General features: G+C 64.2%; 15 protein-coding genes. 9 read left to right on the plus strand and 6 right to left on the minus strand.

All coding sequences use genetic code 11. The features are described 5' to 3' along the window. Window positions 1–188 precede the first annotated feature (188 nt). On the plus strand, window positions 189–734 hold the full coding sequence (locus PG2T_RS01010; protein WP_068802424.1) for a YaeQ family protein: 546 nt from the start codon (window positions 189–191) through the stop codon (window positions 732–734). Window positions 735–898: 164 nt separating this feature from the next. On the opposite strand, the gene PG2T_RS01015 is transcribed toward PG2T_RS01010, so the two are convergent. From PG2T_RS01015 to glgC, 4 genes are all read right to left on the minus strand, one after another. Beyond that, window positions 899–1,840, minus strand: coding sequence for an HDOD domain-containing protein (locus tag PG2T_RS01015; RefSeq protein ID WP_068802425.1), 942 nt, complete (start codon window positions 1,838–1,840; stop codon window positions 899–901). Between the two features lie 356 nt (window positions 1,841–2,196). Then, entirely contained in the window at window positions 2,197–2,916 is a 720-nt protein-coding gene (locus PG2T_RS01020; RefSeq protein ID WP_068802426.1) for a glycoside hydrolase family protein, read from the minus strand. A gap of 99 nt (window positions 2,917–3,015) precedes the next feature. Continuing rightward, window positions 3,016–4,446 (minus strand): 4-alpha-glucanotransferase, encoded by a 1,431-nt coding sequence (malQ, locus tag PG2T_RS01025; protein ID WP_068802427.1) that lies wholly within the window; start codon window positions 4,444–4,446, stop codon window positions 3,016–3,018. Next, window positions 4,436–5,707 (minus strand): glucose-1-phosphate adenylyltransferase, encoded by a 1,272-nt coding sequence (glgC, locus tag PG2T_RS01030; protein WP_068802428.1) that lies wholly within the window; start codon window positions 5,705–5,707, stop codon window positions 4,436–4,438. The genes malQ and glgC overlap by 11 nt, the downstream gene beginning before the upstream one ends. A gap of 85 nt (window positions 5,708–5,792) precedes the next feature. Here glgC and glgB point away from each other — a divergent pair, with 85 nt between their 5' ends. Both glgB and glgA read left to right on the plus strand, forming a co-directional pair. Beyond that, entirely contained in the window at window positions 5,793–7,958 is a 2,166-nt protein-coding gene (gene glgB / locus PG2T_RS01035) for a 1,4-alpha-glucan branching protein GlgB (RefSeq protein WP_145930948.1), read from the plus strand. Window positions 7,959–7,966: 8 nt separating this feature from the next. Further along, entirely contained in the window at window positions 7,967–9,418 is a 1,452-nt protein-coding gene (gene glgA / locus PG2T_RS01040; RefSeq protein ID WP_068807499.1) for a glycogen synthase GlgA, read from the plus strand. A gap of 14 nt (window positions 9,419–9,432) precedes the next feature. Here glgA and PG2T_RS01045 read toward each other — a convergent pair whose 3' ends face one another. Together PG2T_RS01045 and PG2T_RS01050 are read right to left on the minus strand one after the other, a co-directional pair. Beyond that, window positions 9,433–9,936: an aromatic-ring-hydroxylating dioxygenase subunit beta gene (locus PG2T_RS01045; protein ID WP_068802429.1), complete on the minus strand. Its 504-nt coding sequence runs from the start codon at window positions 9,934–9,936 to the stop codon at window positions 9,433–9,435. Between the two features lies 1 nt (window position 9,937). Continuing rightward, a complete protein-coding gene (locus PG2T_RS01050; protein ID WP_068802430.1) occupies window positions 9,938–11,287 on the minus strand; it encodes an aromatic ring-hydroxylating oxygenase subunit alpha in 1,350 nt (449 codons plus the stop codon). A 296-nt stretch (window positions 11,288–11,583) separates the two neighbouring features. On the opposite strand from PG2T_RS01050, the gene PG2T_RS01055 reads away from it, so the two are divergent. From PG2T_RS01055 to PG2T_RS01080, 6 genes are all read left to right on the plus strand, one after another. Continuing rightward, complete coding sequence (locus tag PG2T_RS01055; protein WP_068802431.1) at window positions 11,584–12,831, plus strand: aromatic ring-hydroxylating oxygenase subunit alpha; 1,248 nt, start codon at window positions 11,584–11,586, stop codon at window positions 12,829–12,831. A 2-nt stretch (window positions 12,832–12,833) separates the two neighbouring features. Beyond that, window positions 12,834–13,325 (plus strand): aromatic-ring-hydroxylating dioxygenase subunit beta, encoded by a 492-nt coding sequence (locus PG2T_RS01060; protein ID WP_068802432.1) that lies wholly within the window; start codon window positions 12,834–12,836, stop codon window positions 13,323–13,325. Window positions 13,326–13,348: 23 nt separating this feature from the next. Beyond that, window positions 13,349–14,338, plus strand: a complete 990-nt coding sequence (locus PG2T_RS16360; protein WP_202816387.1) for a carboxymuconolactone decarboxylase family protein — start codon at window positions 13,349–13,351, stop codon at window positions 14,336–14,338. 90 nt (window positions 14,339–14,428) lie between these two features. Further along, window positions 14,429–15,484, plus strand: coding sequence for a VOC family protein (locus tag PG2T_RS01070; RefSeq protein ID WP_068802433.1), 1,056 nt, complete (start codon window positions 14,429–14,431; stop codon window positions 15,482–15,484). A 197-nt stretch (window positions 15,485–15,681) separates the two neighbouring features. After that, window positions 15,682–17,349 (plus strand): hypothetical protein, encoded by a 1,668-nt coding sequence (locus PG2T_RS15905; RefSeq protein ID WP_145930949.1) that lies wholly within the window; start codon window positions 15,682–15,684, stop codon window positions 17,347–17,349. Window positions 17,350–17,490: 141 nt separating this feature from the next. Beyond that, window positions 17,491–20,337 carry a DEAD/DEAH box helicase gene (locus tag PG2T_RS01080; RefSeq protein ID WP_068802435.1) on the plus strand — a complete coding sequence of 949 codons (2,847 nt, stop codon included), beginning with the start codon at window positions 17,491–17,493 and terminating at the stop codon, window positions 20,335–20,337. The last annotated feature ends 546 nt before the right edge of the window (window positions 20,338–20,883 follow it).

Genomic DNA, 20,883 nt, shown 5'->3' on the forward strand with positions numbered 1-20,883 from the left:
GAGGTGCCGAATTGGAAACACGCCTTCGCGAACTTCCGCCGACCGAACGAATCAAGCGCGCACCCGGAAAGGCGGACCGATCGCGGACACCTTCGATAGCGTCGGCGTACCCCACGCAGGTGGCAGGCACAATACGCGCCGCGCGTTCGGAAAATCCGCCGTGCCCCAGCATCCACGGACGTGAATAAATGGCCCTCAAAGCCACCATCTACAAAGTCGACCTGCAAATCGCCGACATGGACCGGCATTACTACGCCGAGCACAACCTGACGCTGGCGCGGCATCCGTCCGAAACCGACGAACGCATGATGGCGCGCGTGCTGATGTACGCCCTGAACGCGCAGGAAGGCATCGCCTTCACCCGCGGCTTGTCGGAGGCCGACGAACCGGAAATCTGGGTCAAGGACCTGACCGGCCAGATCACGCTGTGGATCGACATCGGCCAGCCGGACGAGGCCCGCCTGCGCAAGGCCTGCGGTCGGGCCGGGCAAGTGATCGCCCTGTGCCACAGCAGCAGTTGCGATCTGTGGTGGAAGCAGATCCAAAGCAAGCTGACGCGCCTGACTAATCTGAGCGTGCTGCAACTGCCGGTGGCCGACAGCCAGGCCCTGGCCGCGCTGGCGCAGCGCACCATGCGCCTGCAATGCCTGGTGCAGGACGACGAGGTGTGGATCAGCACCGACGCCGAGCGCGTGTCGGTCAGGCTCAGTCCGCTCAAGGTGGCGGCGCAATAGCATCGACCGCCGCACCCCGCGGCAGTTCGGAAGGTTCCGATCGCGATCCGGCGGGTGACGGCTTCGCCTAACCCGCCCTACGTGAACTGCGCGTTCCAGAGCCTGGACATCCCGCGCCTGGACTCGACCCACAAGTCGATCGAGGAAATCTCGACCAACGTGATTCAGCCGTTCGGACGGCGGCCGGGCAGCCCGGCCAGTCGGCGCTCGACGGCCGGCTCGCCCAGCACTGCCTGCACGTCGTCAATACCAATCGCCGCCATATAGTCCGCCAGGTAGTAAGCCTCCGGACGGGCGAACATGTCCTGCAATGCGGCGGGCAGATCGAAATCGACCTGCCGCGACAGCGCCCGCGCCAACCGCGTGGAGAAATGCCCGAGCGCCACGCCGGGCAGCATGTCGGTCGCCACTGACTCCGGTCCCCCAACCAGCGGAGCCAGGCTGCACCGCAGCAGTGTGTGCAGTTGCGGCGGCAGGCCCCAGACCTGCGCCAGGTGCGCGCCGATCATGGCGGAATTGAACCCGAAGCGCTGCTGCGTCTGATCGACCAGCTCGATCAGGTCCGGATCGGCGTGATACAGGCCCGCCATCTGCGGATGATGTGAAACCAGCACGATATCGCCCAGCCTGAACAGCAGGGCCTGCGTAGCCAGAATGGAGGGCGACGGCATTCGCAGACGCTGCGCCAACGCCAGCGTAATGCCGCTGGCCAGATAGCTGTCTCGCCACAGCCCCTGATAGATGCGCTCGGCGGTCAGGTCGCGGATATCCGAGGGGATCGCCATGGAGTGGCGCACCGCGATGTCACGCACCAGGTTGGCACCCAGGAACGTGATGGCATGCTGCACGCTGATGATTTCGCGGCTCAGGTTGAACTGCGCGGAGTTGACCGTGCGCAGCAACAGCGCGACGGTGGCCGGGTCCGTGGCGACGACACGCGCCACCTCGGCCGGATCATCACCGGCCTGCACCAGTTGCAGCATGATGCCGCGGGGCCGGGGCAGCGCATCGACCAGGCTCGTCAGCTGCAGCGCCACGTCCGGCGCCAGCATGTCGTAGTCGAGCAGGTGCAGGACCGGAGCGGCGATTGGCTCGACGGCGGGCATTGCGCCGGCCGCGGGCGCCGGAATTGTCGTCGATGCCGTCCCGCCCAGGTCACCGCTCGCCTTGATGGCCGTGCTGCGGGACAAACGCTGCGCCCGGGGCGCCGTTCGCTTGCGCTCGGGCTGCGCCGAACGAGTCGCCGGCCACAGGAACACGAGCAAGCCGACAAGCAATCCGCTCAATACGAGGTATGACACGACAGGTCCTGTGCGGGCGATGGTCGGTGACGGCGTTAACGGCCTGGCGCGGTTGTGGACTCAGTCATCCGGCACGGCGCCGGCACGCGGACGAACCGTCGCATGGGGCATGAACGGCTGCGCCCGCCCACGCTCCAACGTCGCCGGCCGAACTGCACGGTTCACACCGTCACCGGGGCCAGAAAGGCCTGTGACAGGAAGCCGTCGATGGCGCCGTCACCTTCCAGATCAACCGCGGCCCAGCCGTTGATTTCGCGCTCGACGAACACTTCCGTACCCAGCGGCAGCAGGCGCAATACCTCGTGCTCCAGCCCCGGCCCGCTGCGCAGACGAAGACCGGAGCGCGCGTTGACCCGACTGGTGGCGCGCTGCTCGTCGGCCTGCACTCGCTGCGGCATGTCGGGGCTGGCGCGAAAGGCGTCATCCCCGGCCTCGCGCAGCCATAGCTCGCCCTCGGCCGCACGGCGCCTGACCAGACCGGCCAGGCTGACCTTGCGGCCGGTGTTCGGATCAATGGCCTTGACCCACTTGGCCAGCTCGCTGGGCACGCAGTCGTAGTCGCCGGCGTTCAGGCGTCGCCGCAGGGTGCTGCTGCGCAGCGCGCCCGCGCCGGCGTTGAACACGAAGCTGACCAGGGCCGCGTACTGGCAGTCCGACAGCGGCACGCTGATCAGACCTTCGACCTGCCCGCCGCAGGCGGCCAGATCGTCGCGCAGGATCTTTTCGGCCTGCCTGGCGGTAATGCTCTGGCCGGGCTGCACATCGCCGGTATGGCCGTAGCCGATGGTCCATACGCCGGCCGGGCAGCGGTAGGCATCGGTACGCAGGCCCTCGAAGGTGCGCACCAGGTCGAGACCGGCATCGTTCACGGGTCGGGGCATGCAAGCGTGCTCCTGCTGGGCCAATCAGACATTCCCGATGTACGGTCCAGTCCGACGAAGGACCGTCATTATGCACACCTGCTTGGCGCACGCGGCCGCTCAGGCGCGCCCGTACAGATCGAGCAAGCTGCGCAGGCGCGCCGCCAGGGCGGGCACCAGCTGCCCCGACTCCAGCCGCCACCCCCAGTTGCCGATCGTCGTGCCGGGCGTGTTCATGCGTGCCGCGCCGCCCAGGCCCAGCAAGTCCTGCATCGGCAGCACGGCCAGCGCCGCCACCGAGACCAACGCGGCGCGGATCAGCGGCCAGGGCATGGCCTCCCCCGGCTGGCCGAGGTAGTCCAGCGCCCGCTGCGCCGTGGCGTCGGGCAGACCGCTGAACCAGGACAGTGTGGTGTCGTTGTCGTGCGTGCCGGTATAGGCCACATCGCTGCGGTCGTGGTTGTGCGGCAGATGCGGATTGCTGCCATCACCGTCGAAGGCGAACTGCAGCACCACCATGCCCGGCAGGTCGAACTGCGTCCGCAGGGCCTCGACCTCGGGCGTGATGATGCCCAGGTTCTCGGCCACCAGCCGCAGGTCGGGAAGCGCGTCCCGCATGGCTGCCAGCAGTTCCGCACCGGGCACCGGCTGCCAGAAGCCGGTGGCAGCCGTCGGGGCTTCGGCCGGAATCATCCACACCGCCTCCAGGCCGCGGAAATGGTCGATTCGCAGCAGATCGAACAGCCCGGCCAGCGTGCCGACCCGCGCCCGCCACCAGGCAAAGCCGTTGGCCTCGTGCCAGTCCCAGCGGTACTGCGGGTTGCCCCAGCGCTGGCCATCGGCGGCAAAGTAATCGGGCGGCACGCCGGCCACGAAGGTTGGCTCGCCGTTTTCGTCCAGCAGGAAAGCTTCCGGCGCCGCCCAGACGTCGGCGCTGTCGTGCGCCACGAACAGGGGCAGGTCACCGAACAGGCGCACGCCGTGCCGGTGGGCGTAGTCGCGCAGCTCCTGCCACTGGGTGAAGAACGCGTACTGCTCGAAGCGCACCTGCGCCAGCGCCGCCGCGTGATGCTCGCGGGCGCTGGCCAGCGCCCGCCGGCTGCGGTTGCGCTCGCCCTTCGGCCACGTGGTCCAGGCCCGCCCGCGATGCGCCACCTTGAGCGCACTGTAGAGGGCGAAGTCCTCCAGCCAGTGCGCCTCGCGGACGCAGAAATCCGCAAAATCGACCGCCGGTGCGGCGCAGAACGCAACGCCAGCCGCCTGCAGATGCTCGGCGCGTGAGCGTGCCGGATCGACGACTGCCAGCCAGCCCCGATCGCGCAGCCAATCCAGGCTGATCAGCTCGCGACAGCCGGCATGCGCCGAGCTGGACTGGTACGGACTGCCGCCGTCGCCGGCCGGACCGACCGGCAGCATCTGCCACACGCTGCAACCGGCGGCGGCCAGGAATTCGACGAAGCGGTAGGCCTCGTGCCCCAGGTCGCCGCGGGCGAAGGGGCCAGGCAAGGACGTTGGATGCAGCAGTACGCCAGCCCGTCGCTCAGCGGGCATGGTGCAGCGCCTGGCCCAGCATCTCCGGAATGACCAGCGTCACGCCGCCGGGCGTGACGCTGAAGCGCTGCGCATCGGCAGCCGGATCCTCGCCGATCACCATGCCCGGCGGGATCACGCAGCCGCGCTCGACGATGGCGCGACGGATGCGGCAGCCCTCGCCGATCTTCACCTGCGGCAGCACCACGCACTCCTGGACCTGCGCGCCAGCCTCGATGTGCACGTTGGTGAACAGCAGCGACCGGCGCACCGTGGCGCCGGAGATGATGCAGCCGCCGGACACCACCGAATCGACCGCCATGCCGCGGCGGCCGTCATCGTCGAACACGAACTTGGCCGGCGGCACCTGCTCCTGCAGGGTCCAGATCGGCCACTCGGTGTCGTACAGGTTCAGTTCCGGGGTCACGCCGACCAGGTCCATGTTGGCGGCGTAGTAGGCGTCCAGCGTGCCGACGTCGCGCCAGTAGGCCTGCCCGCCGGTGGCAGGATCGACGAACGGGTAGGCGAAGGCCCGGTAGCGCTCCAGCAGACCGGGAATGATGTCGCGGCCGAAGTCATGCTTGGAGCCGCGCGTGTCGGCGTCCTTGTACAGCTGCTCGAACAGGAAGCGCGTGTTGAACACGTAGATGCCCATCGAGCACAGCGCCACGTCGCTGCGACCGGGCATCGGCGGCGGCTCGGCTGGCTTCTCGACGAAGCTGTGAATGCGCAGCTCGTCGTCCACGCCCATCACGCCAAAGCCGCTGGCCTCGCCGACCGGCACCTCGAAGCAGCCCACGGTCACGTCGGCCTGGCGCGTCACGTGCGCCGCCAGCATCGGGCCGTAGTCCATCTTGTAGATGTGGTCGCCGGCCAGAATCAGCACGTACTCGGGATTGTGGGCCGAGATGATGTCCAGGTTCTGCCACACCGCATCGGCGGTGCCGGCGTACCAGGAGGTCTCCAGCCGCTGCTGGGCCGGCAGCAGCTCCACGAACTCGCCGAACTGACCGCTCAACTGTCCCCAGCCGCGCTGGATGTGCAGCAGCAGCGAGTGCGCCTTGTACTGCGTGAGCACGCCGATGCGGCGGATGCCCGAGTTGACGCAGTTGGACAGCGGAAAGTCGATGATGCGGAACTTGCCGCCGAAGGGCACCGCCGGCTTGGCCCGCCACAGGGTGAGCTGCTCCAGGCGGCTGCCGCGCCCGCCGGCCAGGATCAGCGCCAGGGTGTCGCGCGTCAGTTCGCTGATGAAGCGTTCTGGGCGTTTGGCACCGTTCATGCGAAGCGTCTCCGGTTGATCGTGGTGGGACCAGGCTGGGCCATTGATACCATGCGGCAACGTGCAGCGAATTGACCCGGATCGAATGAACGCAATAAGCATTCCAGAATTGCCGGCGGCCGAGTTGCGGCGCCTCGCGGACGGCCGCCTGTACGACCCATTCACGCTGCTCGGCCGGCACGGCGCGGCACTGCGCGTGTGCTGTCCGGGTGCCCGGCGCGTCTGGCTGAGCGATGCGCCCGACCCGCCGCTGAGACGCCTGCCGGACAGCGACATCTTCGAGGGCAATCCTGGCGATCGGTCCCTACCGGAGCATTACACCGTGTGCTGGCAGGACGCCGCCGGCCACTCGCGTCAGGCGGTGGATCCTTACACCTTCCCGCCGCAACTGGCCGAGTTCGACCTGCACCTGCTGCGCGAGGGCCGCCACTGGCATCCGCAGAATTTCCTGGGCGCCCATCCGCGGCGGGTGGACGGCATCGACGGGGTGCTGTTTGCGGTCTGGGCACCGAATGCCGATGGCGTGTCGGTGGTCGGCGACTGGAACGGCTGGGATGGCCGCTGGCAGCCGATGCGCTGTCGCGGCGACAGCGGCGTGTGGGAGCTGTTCGTGCCGGGCGTGACGGCCGGCGCGCTGTACAAGTTCGAGCTGCGCACTGCCGGCGGCCTGCTGCTGAAGGCCGATCCCTACGCCCGCGCCGGCGAACTGCGCCCGAGCACCGCCAGCCGCGTGACCGCCAACAGCGTCTATCGATGGGGCGACCAGGACTGGCTGCAGCGGCGCGCCGAAAGCGACTGGCGCCATGCGCCGATGAGCGTCTACGAGCTGCACCTGGGTTCCTGGCGGCGGCGCCCGGATGGCGGTTTTCTGAGCTACGCGGAGCTGGCCGAGCAGCTGGTGCCGTACGTCGCGGACCTGGGCTTCACGCACGTCGAGCTGCTGCCGGTGACCGAGCATCCGTACGACGCCTCATGGGGCTATCAGTGCACCGGCTATTTCGCCCCGACCAGTCGCCACGGCGACCCGGACGGCCTGCGGCTGCTGATCGACCGCCTGCACCAGGCCGGCATCGGCGTGATCCTGGACTGGGTGCCGGCGCACTTTCCGCGCGACGCGCACGCGCTGGCCCGCTTCGACGGCACGGCGCTGTACGAACACGAGGACCCGCGCCTGGGCGAGCACCCGGACTGGGGCACGCTGGTGTTCAACTACGGCCGCGCCGAGGTGAAAAGCTTCCTGATCGGCAGCGCCCTGCACTGGGTGGAGGCCTTTCACGTCGACGCCCTGCGCGTGGACGCGGTCGCCTCCATGCTGTACCTGGATTACTCGCGCGAGCCCGGCCAGTGGCTGCCCAACCGCTACGGCGGCAACGAGAACCTGGAAGCGGTCGAGTTCCTGCGCGAGGTCTGCGGCGTGGTGCAGGGCCAGAACCCCGGCGCCCTGATGATCGCCGAGGAATCCACCGCCTGGCCGCAGGTCTCGCGCCCACCGTGGACCGGCGGCCTGGGCTTTGCCCTCAAGTGGAACATGGGCTGGATGCACGACACGCTGGATTATTTCCAGCACGATCCGGTGCACCGCATGTACCACCACGACCGGCTAACCTTCGGCATGCTTTACGCGTACACGGAAAACTTCGTGCTGCCGCTGAGCCACGACGAGGTGGTCCACGGCAAGCGCGCACTGCTGTCGAAGATGCCCGGCGACGACTGGCAGAAATTCGCCAACCTGCGCCTGCTGTACGCCTACCAGTTCACCTTTCCGGGCAAGAAGCTGCTGTTCATGGGCAGCGAGTTCGGGCAGTGGACCGAGTGGAACCACGACACCGCGCTCGACTGGCCGCTGCTGGATTTTGATACCCACCGCGGCGTACACGCCGTGCTGCGCGACCTGGCACGGCTTTACCGCGAGCACCCGGCGCTGCACAGCCACGAATTCGAGCCGCAGGGCTTCGAGTGGGTGGACTGCCACGACGCCGCCCAGTCGGTGGTCAGCTACCTGCGCCACGGCGGCGGGCGCACGCTGCTGGTGGTGCTCAACTTCACGCCCATCGTGCGCCATGCCTACCGCCTGGGCGTGCCCCGGCCCGGTTGGTACCGCGAGCTGCTGAACTCGGACTCCGCGTACTACGGCGGCAGCAACGTCGGCAACAGCGGTGCCCACGCCCAGGCCATCCCGTGGATGAGCCGCCCGTGGTCGATCACGCTGGACCTGCCGCCGCTGGCGGCGCTGGTGCTGGAACTGCCGTGAGCCGGCGCCTGCGGGTTCTGCTGGCGGCCAGCGAGGCCTATCCACTCATCAAGACCGGCGGTCTGGGCGACGTGGTGGGCGCTCTGCCCGCCGCACTGCGCGCCGTCGGCGTCGATGCGCGACTGGTATTGCCGGCCTACCCCGCCGCCCTGGCGGCCCTGCCCACGACGCGCCTCATTGCCCGCTCGGCCCTGTACGGGACGCCGCTTGCCCTGCTGCAGGCCGAACTGCCGATCGACGGCGGCCGCCCACTGCCGGTTTACCTGATCCAGGCGACGGCCTTCGAGCGCAGCGGCAACCCCTACCAGGACGTCACCGGTCAGGACTGGCCGGACAACCCCGCGCGCTTTGCGCTGTTTTGCCGCGCCGCGGCGGCCCTCGCACTGGGCCACCTTGCACCAGATTGGCGCGCCGACGTGGTGCATGCGCATGACTGGCAGGCCGGCCTGCTGCCGGCCCTGCTCAGCCTGGAACCCAAACGCCCCAGGACCGTCTTCACCGTCCACAACCTTGCCTATCAGGGGCTGGTGGCGGGCGCGGATGCCGACGCGCTCGGTCTGCCCGTGGACTGGTGGTCACCGGACGCGCTGGAGTTCTACGGCCAGCTGGCGCTGATCAAGGGCGGACTGGCCTTTGCCGACCGCATCACCACCGTCAGCCCGCGCTATGCACAGGAAATCCAGACCGCCGAGTTCGGCTGCGGCCTGGACGGGCTGCTGCGGTATCGCGCCGGTGTGCTGTCGGGCATCCTGAACGGCATCGACACGGAGCTTTGGAACCCCGCTGCGGACCCGGCACTGGTGGCGCCCTACGATGCCCAGAGCCTCGCCGCCAAGGCACAGAACAAGGCGGCACTGCAAGCCGAACTGGGGCTTGCCGCCGAACGCGACGCCCTGCTGCTGGGGCTGGTCGGCCGCCTGGTGGAACAAAAGGGCATCGACCTGCTGCTGGGGGTTCTTAATCGGCTGCCGGCCGCCACGCAGGTGGCGGTACTTGGCAGCGGCGAGGCCGATTATGTCGCCGCGCTGCAGGCAGCGGCCCGTGCCAACCCGCGCCGGATCGCGTTTCGATCCGGCTATGACGAAGCACTTGCCCACCGCATCCAGGCTGGCGCGGATGCCTTTCTGGTGCCGTCGCGTTTCGAGCCCTGCGGCCTGACGCAGCTGTACGCCCTGCGCTACGGCACGGTGCCGATCGTGCGCGCCGTCGGTGGGCTTGCGGACACCGTGGTGGACGCCAGCCCGGCCAATCTCGCCGCCGGGCGCGCCACCGGCATCGTCTTCAAGCAAGCCAGCGCGGCGGCGCTCGCCGCAGCCATCCGGCGCGCCCTCGGCCTGTACCGGGCCGGGACATCCTGGCGGGAAATGCAGGCCGCCGGGATGGCCGAGGATCACTCCTGGACCACCGCCGCCCAGGCCTACAACGCGCTCTACCAGGACCTCGTCCGAACACCGGACTGAGGCGCCGGCTCTCCCTACACGCTGAACACGTCCAGCTGGCGCGGGATGATGTCGTTGTTGATCACCACCTTCTTGTGCACGATGCCGAAGCCCTCGGCCCGCCGGCGCAGCGCGTAGCGGTAGGTGCCGAAGAAGAAATCGACGCGCTTTTCATCGTGCTTGAAGGCGTCGGTCTGGAAGTTGGCGCTGACCAACTGGCAGCCGTCACGCGCACCGGCCAGGCGAACGTTGGTCACCAGGTGCGTCACGCGCGGCATGCGCAACAGCGACGAGGACAGACCCGAACGGATGCGCCAGATGCGCTCCTCCAGACGCGGCTTGCCTTCCAGGTAGATCAGCGACAGCTGCGTGTCCGGGTCTTCGTTGAGCACGTCATCGTCGTCCCAGGCCGGCAGCCAGAACACGCAGTCGTCCTCGTACAGGGCCAGCCAGTCGTCCCAGCGGCGCTGGTCGAGACAGGCCGCCTCTTCGAGCAGGCAGTCGGCGACTTGCGCCAGCAGTTGAATGTCGATTGCCATCTCAGGCCACCTCGCGTGCGTTGGCGTCGCGCTCCAGACCCTTGCACAGGGTGTTCATCCAGTGCCGGTATTCGCCGTGGTAGAGGGTCTCGTCGGCCGCGTCGGGGGCGCTCACGCGCGCCTTGATGCCGACCTCCTGCGCATACGCATCCGGCCCCATCACGCGCCGCGCCATGCCGCGGTCGAAGTCCTGCCACTGCGCATTGCGCCCGTAGTAACCGGACTGGCAGGCGTCGAACTCGGTCAGGTCGTCCGGCGTGGCCAGGCCGCTGGCGCTGTAGAAATCCTCGTACTGGCGCAGGCGCCGGCGGCGCTGTTCGGGAGCCTCGCCCTTCATGGCGATGCACTTGACGGTGACCTCGGTCTCGTCCGCCGACAGCGGTCGCCAGGAACGCACCTGCGTGGAAATGCCGTCGAACAGGATCACGTTCGGGTAGATCAGCACCTGGCGCAGGCGGGCGGCCATCCAGCGGGCGCGCGGCTCGCCGAAGCGCTCGACCAGGCTCTCGAACTGCATGCCGGCGGCCCGGTCGCGGTAGTTGGCGACATCGAACCAGATCAGCACGTGCCCGTTGCCAAGGTCGTAGTTGCCGTTGGCCAGCTGCGGATTGAGCACCTGGATGGCCTTGACTTCGTCCTTGCCGGCCGCCTGGGCGGCCTTTTTGGCCCGCTGCCCAGCCAAATTGAAATACGAGGCGTGCACCACGTCGACGTGATAGCCGTCGACGCCGTTCTCGGCCTGCATCTTCCAGTTGCCGTGGTGGGTGTACACCGACTGCCCCGGCAACACCTCCAGCCCCTGCTCGGACTGGTCGGCGAACATGTCCAGGAAGATCGCCGCACCGGCCAGGTGCTCCTTCAGCGGCAGCACGTCGGCATTCAGGCTGGCGAAGATGAAGCCGCGGTAGGACTCGACCCGCGGCACCGGCGTCAGGCCGTAGGCGTCCTTGCTGAAACCGGCCGGATAGGCGCCGCCGGCCTCGTTCTTGATGTCCAGCAGGCCGCCGCGATTGTCGAACACCCAGCCGTGATACGGGCAGGCCCACTGTTTGGCGTTGCCCTTGCGCTTGCGGCACACATTGGCGCCGCGGTGGCTGCAGGCGTTCACGAAGCCGCGCAACTGGCCGTCGCTGTCGCGGTTGATGATCACCGGCTGGCGACCCATCACGGTGGTGATGTAGTCGTTGGGCTTGGGCAACTCGCTGTCGTGGGCGATGTAGATCCAGTTGCCCTCGTAGATGTGCTTCAGCTCCGCCTCGAAGATATCGGGGTCGGTGTAGATCGAGCGGTGAACCTTGAAGGTCTCGCCGGGCTTGTCGACAACTCGCCACTGCAAGTCTTGCGGTCGCATGGGGTACTCCTGATCGGGCGGCCATGTGCCGGACGGCGACGATCGCCGACGACAACATGGGCGTGGCGGATGTTGGCAGGGTCGCTGCGGCAGCCATTGACGGTCGTCAAGCCGACCCGACCGACCAAACGGTCGGCGCTGCTTTACAAGCGTTCGTCGGCCGGATACCGTGCGCGTATCCCCTGCCGGGCGCGTTTCACGCCCGAACTGACCACGACGCAGCGCACCGGCTATTGCCTGTGCCGCCGCGCATTCGGCGTCCCCGCGCCGACCATGATTTTCAGAGGAGTCCGGACATGAACAAACCGCGGGACTACGACGACCTGGCCCAGGTCGATCGCACCCACATCAGCCTGTATACCGATCCTGCCGTGCTGCAGGACGAGCTGGAGCGCATCTTTTATCGCTCCTGGGTGTACGTGGCGCACGAGAGCGAGCTGCCCAATCCGGGCGATTACAAGACCACGTTCATCGGCCTGGTGCCGGTCATCGTCAGCCGCGACATGGCCGGCAAGGTGCATGTGCTGGTCAACCGCTGCATGCACCGCGGCGCCACGGTGTGCGCCACGGAAAAAGGCCACGTCAAGAGCTTCACCTGCCCCTACCACGGCTGGGAGTTCGGGCTCGACGGCTCGCTGGCGGCGATCGCCATGCCGCGCGGCTACAACCCGGGCGAGCTCGACAAGGAATCGCTGAACATGGTTTCCGCGGTTCGGGTCGAGAGCTATCGCGGCATCATCTTTGCCAGCCTGCTGGCCGAGCCGGACATCTCGCTGAAGGAAAAGCTCAGCGGCGTGAAGGAATACATCGACCTGTACATGGACTTCTCGCCGGTCGGCGAAATCCTGGTCGGCCACAGCGGCGTGTCGAAGCACCTGTACAAGGGCAACTGGAAAATCCAGGTCGAGGGCAGCGTCGAGGGCTATCACGCGCCGGTCACGCACGCCACGGCCTTCGACGTGATGATCCGCAAGATGGGTTTCCCGGGCAATTACCAGGACCAGCCCCTGCACGGCATCGACGGCGGGCACGGCAACAACGTGCTGGAGGTGTACCGCATGCCCGACGAGGCAGTGTTCAAGCGCTGGGGGCCGGAGTTCATCGACCTGCTGACGCAGGCACACGGCCGCGAGCGGGCGATGGAAGTGCTGCGCACGCGTTTCAACTTGGTAGTGTTCCCCAATTTTGCGATTCTGGAGTACCAGTTCCGCGTCATCCGGCCGATCGAGCCGGAACTGACCGAGGTGCGCCTGTACCACACCACCCTCAAGGGCGTACCGCCGCAGTTCAACACCCGCCGCGTGCGCGAGCACGAGTTCTTCTACGGCCCGGCTTCGTTCGGCGGCCCGGACGATTACGCCGTGTTCGATCGCATGGGTGCCGGCTACCACGCGCGCATGGCGCCGTGGGTGTATCTGAATCGCGGCTACCTGTCGGAGACAACGGACGACAAGGGCCGCCGTGTCGGCGGCCACACGCAGGAAACCCAACAACGTGCGCCGTACTACGAGTACCGGCGGCTGATGGCGCAGGCAGGAAAGTAACCATGGATCGCAATGCCGTAGAAGCGTTTCTGATCGAGGAAGCGCGCCTGATCGACGAGAAGCGCTGGCGCGAGTGGCAAAAGCTGTTCAGTACCGACGCGCTGTACTGGATCCCGTCCAACCGCCTTGACGCCGACCCGCTGCAGCACGTGTCGTTCGTGTACGACGACATGGAGTTGCTGAACGAGCGCCTGATCCGCCTGGAAAGCGAGTTCTGTTTTGCCCAGGCGGTGCCGTCGAGCACCCTGCACCAGATCAGCAACATCGCCATCGCGCCCGGCGAGCAGGACGGCGAAATCGCCGTGCGCTCGAACCAGGTGATCTACGAGTTCAAGAACAACTCGCAGCGGCGCCTGGAACCGCTCAATATCTTTCCGGCCTTCTGTGAACATATCCTGCGGCGTGCCGATACCGGCGTGTGGCAGATTCGCTACAAGAAGGTTGGCCTGCTCAACTGCGATTCCGAGATCACCAACCTGACCTTCCTGCTCTAACGGGCCCCACCCGCGAGGTCGCCATGAAAAACGAAGGCACGTTCAACATCGAAGCCGCCGACGGCTTTCCGTTCTCCCGCGACAGCAAGGACTTCCAGCAGGGCGTGGCCCTGATGCGCAAGGTGCTGGGCGCCGAGGACGCCGCCAAGGTCGAGGGCCTGATCGACAACCCGCTGTTCGGCAGCGAACTGGGCTACCTGTTCTCCAAGACCTGGGGCGCGCTGTACGCCCGCGACAACCTGCCGCTGCGCGACCGCGCCCTGCTGCTGATGGGCACCGATCTGGCGCTCGGCCGCGAGGGGCCGCTCAAGGACCACATGCGCGTGGCCCTGCATGCCGGCCTGAGCCCGGCGCAGATCATCGAGGTGCTGTTCCAGTCCATGTTCTACATCGGCGCACCGGGCATGGTGCTGGGCCTGAAGGTGGCCAGCGAGGTGCTGGCGCCGCACATGGAGGCGCTCAAGCACGCGCCGGCAATTCCGCAACGAGTAAGGGAGGGGACGATGATCAACGATCTTGGCGTACGCCTGGGGCCGATCAACCACGTCGCGATGGCGGTCAAGGACTGGGAGACGACGGCGCGCGGCTTCGCCAGCCTGATGGGCCTGAAAACCTGGCGCAAGATGGAAATTCCGTCGGCCATCATGGAAAAGGCCGAGTACTACGGCAAGCCGGCCGAGTTCGTATGGATTTCGGCCTTCGCCAAGCTGGGCGACACGCTGATCGAGCTGTGCCAGCCGGTGTCCGGGCAAACCATCTTTGGTGACTTCGTGCAGCAGTACGGCGACGGCATGCAGCACGTCGGCGACCTGTCGCACCCGGAACCGCTGGAGCTGGTGCGCCGCTACACCAGCCAGGGCGTGAAGGTCGCCAACTACTGCAAGATCGCCGGCATTGCCGAGCTGTTCTTCCTGGACACCCGCGAGCAACTGGGCGGCATGTTCCTGGAAGTGGTGGCGCCGCCCACCTACGCGCAGATCGCCGCCATGGGCGAGGACGTCACCTTCACCTGAGCGCGCCCCGCACGGCGCACGCGAACAAACCCCTCAGGCCGGCGCAACCCGGCCTGATTTTTTTGTGAACCGCAAACGAGGAGATTCCCCATGTCCGCAACTATCCCGGTCGACAAATGGCAATACACCACCGTCGTCGTGCGCGACTACCGGCAGGTGGTCACCAACTTCGCGCGCTTCTTCGGCATCGACCGCTGGGAAGTGATCCGCGTCGACGGCAAATACCTCAGCAATTCCATGTTCGAAGGCAAGGCCGCCCAGCACCGCTGGATATCCGTGTTCGGCCATAACGGTGAGCTGGGTATCGAACTGATCCAGCCCGTGGACGGCCCGTCCGGCTACCAGGCCATGCTCGACAGCGTCGGCGAGGGCATGTACGGCGTGGCCGCCAGCGTGTGCGAGCCCGCGCAGTTCGAAACGCTCAAGGCGGAGCTGGCCGCCCAGGGCATCGGCATCCGCCAGAGCGGCACCTTCTTCGACGCCGTCGACTACTACCAGCTCGACACCCGCGACGCGCTGTCGAACGTGATCATCGAAGTGCACTGCCCGCGCCGACCGGACTGGCGCAGCGCCATCAAGCCGGACGAAGTGCTGCACATGGACCTCAAGCACCTGGGGCCGAAGTTCCTGCCGACGCAGAAAATGCTGCACATCGGCGTGGTCTGCAAGGACCGCAACCGCACCAAGGCCAACCTGCAGAACCTGTTCGGCATGCAGCGCTGGATCGAGTTCCAGATCGAATCCGGCGTGAGCATGGAAGAAACGACTTACTACGGCCAGCCCTGCTACCACGCCTACGACAACCACGTCGGGCGCGCGGGCGAACTGTGCTTCGAGCTGATCACCCCGCGCAGCGACAAGTGCGTCTACGACGAATTCCTGAAAGAGCGCGGCGAAGGCATGCACCACACCTTCCCCACCATCTGCTCGAAGGAAGAATTCGCCGCCGCCCTGCCGGAACTGGAAAAACACGGCATGCCCGTCATCCAGGGCGGCCGCATCGGCGACATGATGGAGTACTACTACATCGACACCCGCCGCTACCTGCCCGGCATTACGACCGAAGTCGTCATCCCGCTGCGGCCGGACTGGCTGTCGCTGTTCTTCCCGAATCCGGGCGATGCGTCGATTTTGATGGGGGATTGAGGCGGCTTTGGCAGGCGCATCCCCTCCCCCGCCCGTCCGCTACCGACCGCCACCTGCGATGCGGTGGTGCCCCTCGGCAGCGGTGTGCTAAAAAGCTTCAGTACAAGTAATTCCAAGGCCCAGGCCATGCCGCGCCAAGTTACACACCGGTCCATCCTCCAGATTCGGCTTGACTATAGCTCGGTGATCGTGTTCCGGTGAACGTAAACGAACTCCTTGCAGAAGCGAACCGGCTGGTCACAGGCGGCATGCGCAAGGCCGCCATCGACCTGTTGCTGGAGTACCTGGAAACCGACCCACACTCGTCAGTGGTGCTAAGTACGCTGGGGAGAGCATATCTCTTGGACCAACAGCTCGAGAAGGCCGTAGTCTACCTCCGAAAATCTCTTGAGGTTAGCCGGAGTGCTGGCCGCAAGGGATCAGCGGAATCGACGTATCAGCCTGATCACTTCGACGACGAAGACTTCGCCTATATCGAGTCGCAGACAGAACAAACAGACGAGATAGCGTACTCAATCACCGCCGATGCGGGCGCGCATGATAACAGCGTTCCGCAGCCGCCCTTGTCGATCGACGTTTCCAATGTTTCTGCTGTTCCACATTGCCATCCGGGGAAAGATGGTTACACCGCATCCCATGAGGATGCCCACTCGGAAGCGACGACTGGCACAAATAGCGTCCATTCCACAGCTGCCGCGCTTCATGCTTACATAAAACCTGATGAGACCCTCCCGCTAGACTCTGCTCCTGCTGGCTCCGAAGAGTATGAGTCTGGAGCCGGCGAAGCTACGATCTTCACCGAGCAGCTCGATGAGACAGATGATAACGATCTCCGGCCGACATCTGTGGACAGATGGCACCAGCGGGAGGAGATTGGTGAGACCGATACTGACGATAGTGATGAATTCGCAGATGACCCGGGATATTCGGGTCTTATGTCCCATTCGGATTCTTGGGGCAGAGCAGATCAGGTCTATGAAGGTGAACCCGATGAAAGCGAGTTTTCCCAAGAGGAAGCCGCTGACGATGAGGATATATTTATAGAACCGGATCGTTCAGGAGCGCTGGGCTCCATGGAGGAAGAACCATATGAATTAAATTGGGATGATCTTGCGGATTTGGATGAGTTCAACGAGGAAGCGCAACGCGGGTTTGCTGACCCGCCTGTTGAAGATGATCTGATAACCAGAGAGAAGAGAGCGAGACAGATCGCAGCGGAAGTGTTGGCGAGAACCTACTGGGCCATTGAGCATCTTCCGCTCCTCCAGCAGGTATTCGTCGAAAATGGCTGGTCGGCGGCCCGTGTCGCCGTCGAGCGGGAGATCGAAAATGGCATGCTCCCGGAGGAACTAGCCCTAGCAAGGAGGATCAAGCGCTTCTGGGGATGGAACGATCAGTTCTGGACCACATTTCACAAGATAAGAACAAACAGCCCATATGCCCAAGCAGACGCCGCATACAAAAATATGAGCTGGGCGGAGGCGCTTAGAATTATTCGGTCCTTCCCCAATTTGCCTGACATCGAAGAGATCTATGCATTCATCGAAACAGAGTATGAGAGTTGGTACTACAACGATTCGCTCCGACGCACATTCAAGGCGTTCTTCAAATATCTGAAATATCGGACGGGATCGATGCGTGGAGCCTTGCCCGGGGATGTCCCATTTTCGTTTAACGTTATGACCGATTCGGAGTTCTCTTTTCTGCATAGCCTACTCATGCCGGAGAGCCAAACCTTGTCAACTCTTGGAATCAACATGGATAAGGTCTCACGACCAACTGAAGGAAGAATGAAGGTGAACCAGGAATATTTGGTCCTTGAATCACTGCCTCCTCCACCGAAGAACAAGGATTCAAAGGTATAAGACATCCAGTAACGTCGAAAGCGGCCAACGCGGAGGACTACGCATTCACATTTGGAAAGTCAGCCTAGTGACTAGTCGAGTGTTATCCGTCAGATTCAGAAATTTTCATAACGATCAACAGGAATGTGCGGGGTATCGCGAATGTCTCAAAGTAGAGAACGGCTTCTGCCTGTGGGTGGTTGTGTCGTAAGTCGCATAATGCAGGATAACCGTATCCTACGGGGCCGGGTTCAGACTGCGGTTGACACCCGTTCTAGGATCGAAGTTACGGTCAAGTGGAACGGCAGTAATGGCACGAGCGTTCTTCCTCTGTCCGAAATCCGCAGTGGGTTCTGCCCGTTCATGGAGGTGCAAGACATTCCCAACTCCCGAACCCGTCAAACGCTCGGTGAAGGTGTCGTCCTCAAGACCCGTACCTTAGGGGGTAGGGATCAGGTGCTGGTCGATTTTCCCGAGGCTGGACGACAGGCTTGGCTGCCCTATGAGAACCTGCGCCAGATCAAGGGAGTCCGGCATCGATTCATTCTGGGGGACAAGGGGCCCAAGGACAGTGCGGAGCGGTTCAGGCTGAAGGCCCTCGCCCATGCACTAGAGATGTGGAACGAGAACACTGGGTCGCTCTCCCGTATGGAGATCGACCCTTTACCCCACCAGATCCACCTCGTACACCACATCCTCGCGTCTGGCAATCTCAACTGGCTAATCGCAGACGATGTTGGTCTCGGCAAGACCATCGAGACCGGGATGTTGCTTGCCGCCCTCAGACAACGTGGGAGTCTGCAGCGGGTGTTACTCGTAACTCCGGCGGGGCTTACGAAGCAGTGGCAGGAAGAACTTCACAACAAGTTCCAAATGGGGGAATTTCAGATCTACGGAGAGGACTTCCATATCAATGAGCCTCGACACTGGAAGATGTATGACTATGTGATCGCTTCCATTGATCGGCTCAAGAGTGAGGCGCATCTCCAATCTATTCAACAGGCGGGCACCTGGGATCTGGTGATCTTCGATGAAGCGCACCGTTTGAGCCGCCGTCAGTACGGGATGACGTTGGATGCCTCCCAGCGGTTTCAGTTGGCGGCGAGCCTGCGGGGCAGCACGGATGCCATGGTGCTGCTCACCGCCACCCCCCACCAGGGTATGCAGGACAAGTTCCAGGCACTTCTGGAACTCCTCCGTCCTGAGCACAAGGACAAGATCATAACCCTGGCGCTTAATCCAGAGATCATTGGTGATATGGTCTTCCGAAACAACAAGGCCGACGTAACTGATGCGGAGGGTAATTTTATCTTCAAGGGCAAGACGACCAAAGCGCTACGCGTTGCCGTCTCCGAAGCCGCAATCGAGTTCGACAGGCGCCTTCAGGATTACCTGAGGCGGGGCTATGCCGCGGGCGCAGCGTTGGGCATAAAAGGCAATGCCATCGGTTTCGTGATGACCATCTACCGAAAACTGGCGGCATCGAGTGTCGCAGCTATACATAGCGCGTTAATCAACCGGCGGGCGAGATTGGAAGGTGATGCTAAGAGCGGTTGCACCATCACGGATCTGGATGAGCGCGATCAGCGCTTCCTTGGGGAATGGGAGGAGCAGTTGCAGACGGATGCAAAGCAGTTTTTCGAGGGGGAGCTCGAGCTGCTCGATGAACTCTTGGCGGAAGTGGAACAGCTTCGTATGGATGATCGCAAGCTTGAGCTTTTCATGGAAGCGCTCATCGACAGAGTTCTAGCCAATAATGGGGATGAGAAGATCCTGATCTTCACCGAGTACAGAACCACGCAGAGTTACCTCAAGGAGGCGCTCGAAAGGCGGTTTGGAGCAGGTAGTGTCGAACTGATTAATGGTTCAATGGCGCATCCCGCCCGACGTGAGTCCATTGCGCGGTTCGAAGAAGGCGCGCAGTTTCTGATCTCCACCGAGGCGGGCGGAGAAGGTATCAACTTGCAACGTAAATGCCACATCATGGTCAACTACGACCTGCCATGGAACCCGATGCGCCTCGTCCAGCGTATTGGACGATTGTACCGGTACGGCCAGGATAAGCCCGTGGTGGTTTTCAATGTGCACTCCCCGGATACGGTGGACGAGCAGATTATGGAACTGATGTATGCGCGCATCGATCAGGTTGTCGATGACTTGGCGGATGTCAGCGATGAGTACAATGACCAGTTACGCGACGATATTCTTGGCGAGATTGCCGATCTCATGGATGTGAATCAGATTCTTGAGGAGGCGACAGTTGCCGGCATTCAGCGTACGCAGGCACGCATCGACGACGCGCTGGCCAAGGCCAAGGAATCTGCAATCAAACAACGGGAGCTCTTCGAGCACGCAGCCAGCTTCGACCCGGACGAAGCGCACCATGAACTGCGGATCAGCCAAGAGCACGCATCCGCCTTAGTTAGGGGCATGTTCCGGGCGTTGAACATCGAGATTGTGGAGAGCACACACAACGATCATGTTCTGCACATCCGTCTGTCAGAGTCTGTTCAGAAAGAACTCGGCGTCACAAGGAGCCGCTATGAGGTCACGCTGGATCGGGTACTTGCCACCAGCCGCCCCGGAACACACATGCTGGATCTCGAGTCCTTCCTGATGCAGTACCTGGTGCGTAAAGCCAAGAGTTATGACTTCCTGGGGCTTAGTGCCGTGATTCGTTCGGACAAAATGGGTGGTAAGACTGTTCTGACCAGCCTACTTCGCTGGCAGAACGATCAGGGGCAGAGACGGCGCCAGGAATTTACCGCCTATTTGGTGGGCGAGGGTGGTGAAATCAGCATCAATCCGGAAGCGTTCGCGGAGTGGTTGAAGCATCCTGCAGAGACGGGTGACGTCAGCACCGACCGTGAACAGAATGAAGCATGGTTCACGGCAGTCGAAGCGGCCGCGGACCAGCGGCTGGCCGAGGTTAGCAACCAAAATTTGCACCCCGAGAGCAATCACTGGGTGGCCGGAGCCTGGGTAGACCCAATCATTGCTAAATTTTGATTGGTCAGCGAGCTGCGGGTGGGCAAAGCGCAGCGTGTCCACCAAATTCCCCGCTACGGCTACTTGTTCCCCGCGGCTGAAAGAAGGGGCTCAACCTGGGGAAACCGGGGACAGACCACAGTTTTCCGACATGTGAGCGACAGCTTACTGGATTCTGGCTCCGCAGACTTGCGCGGCCGCCCGCCTTCCGAAAAGCGGCGGACACCTGCGCCGCGAAGCCCTACCTGGGCTGGAATCGCCCGGGTAGCGCAGCTTCGCTGCGCGATGATCGCCCGGCATAGCCGGGCTCCTACGGTTTTCCGAAGGCCCGCGGAATCGGCGCTTACGGGCAGCCGGCTTGGCAACCCGTCGCTGCGCTGCAGGAAGCGAATGTTCAGCAAGCGTAGCCTGGATGGAGCGCAGCGGAATCCAGGGTGATGAGGCGACCGGTTTTCCCCGTATTGCGCTGCGCTGCATACGGGCTACCACGCTACCACGCTCAGTCGTTCGGCCCGAGGGCGGGCCTCCCACAGGCCCGGGCTCCGACGGCCCAGGCCATGTAGATAC

This window comes from Immundisolibacter cernigliae (assembly GCF_001697225.1).
Lineage (GTDB): Bacteria > Pseudomonadota > Gammaproteobacteria > Immundisolibacterales > Immundisolibacteraceae > Immundisolibacter > Immundisolibacter cernigliae.

Coding starts and splice junctions, on each gene's coding strand:
- PG2T_RS01010 (WP_068802424.1), top strand. CDS start 189: ATGGCCCTCAAAGCCACCATCTACAAAGTCGACCTGCAAATCGCCGAC.
- PG2T_RS01015 (WP_068802425.1), bottom strand. CDS start 1,840: ATGCCCGCCGTCGAGCCAATCGCCGCTCCGGTCCTGCACCTGCTCGAC.
- PG2T_RS01020 (WP_068802426.1), bottom strand. CDS start 2,916: ATGCCCCGACCCGTGAACGATGCCGGTCTCGACCTGGTGCGCACCTTC.
- malQ (WP_068802427.1), bottom strand. CDS start 4,446: ATGCCCGCTGAGCGACGGGCTGGCGTACTGCTGCATCCAACGTCCTTG.
- glgC (WP_068802428.1), bottom strand. CDS start 5,707: ATGAACGGTGCCAAACGCCCAGAACGCTTCATCAGCGAACTGACGCGC.
- glgB (WP_145930948.1), top strand. CDS start 5,793: ATGAACGCAATAAGCATTCCAGAATTGCCGGCGGCCGAGTTGCGGCGC.
- PG2T_RS01045 (WP_068802429.1), bottom strand. CDS start 9,936: ATGGCAATCGACATTCAACTGCTGGCGCAAGTCGCCGACTGCCTGCTC.
- PG2T_RS01050 (WP_068802430.1), bottom strand. CDS start 11,287: ATGCGACCGCAAGACTTGCAGTGGCGAGTTGTCGACAAGCCCGGCGAG.
- PG2T_RS01055 (WP_068802431.1), top strand. CDS start 11,584: ATGAACAAACCGCGGGACTACGACGACCTGGCCCAGGTCGATCGCACC.
- PG2T_RS01060 (WP_068802432.1), top strand. CDS start 12,834: ATGGATCGCAATGCCGTAGAAGCGTTTCTGATCGAGGAAGCGCGCCTG.
- PG2T_RS16360 (WP_202816387.1), top strand. CDS start 13,349: ATGAAAAACGAAGGCACGTTCAACATCGAAGCCGCCGACGGCTTTCCG.
- PG2T_RS01070 (WP_068802433.1), top strand. CDS start 14,429: ATGTCCGCAACTATCCCGGTCGACAAATGGCAATACACCACCGTCGTC.
- PG2T_RS01080 (WP_068802435.1), top strand. CDS start 17,491: ATGTCTCAAAGTAGAGAACGGCTTCTGCCTGTGGGTGGTTGTGTCGTA.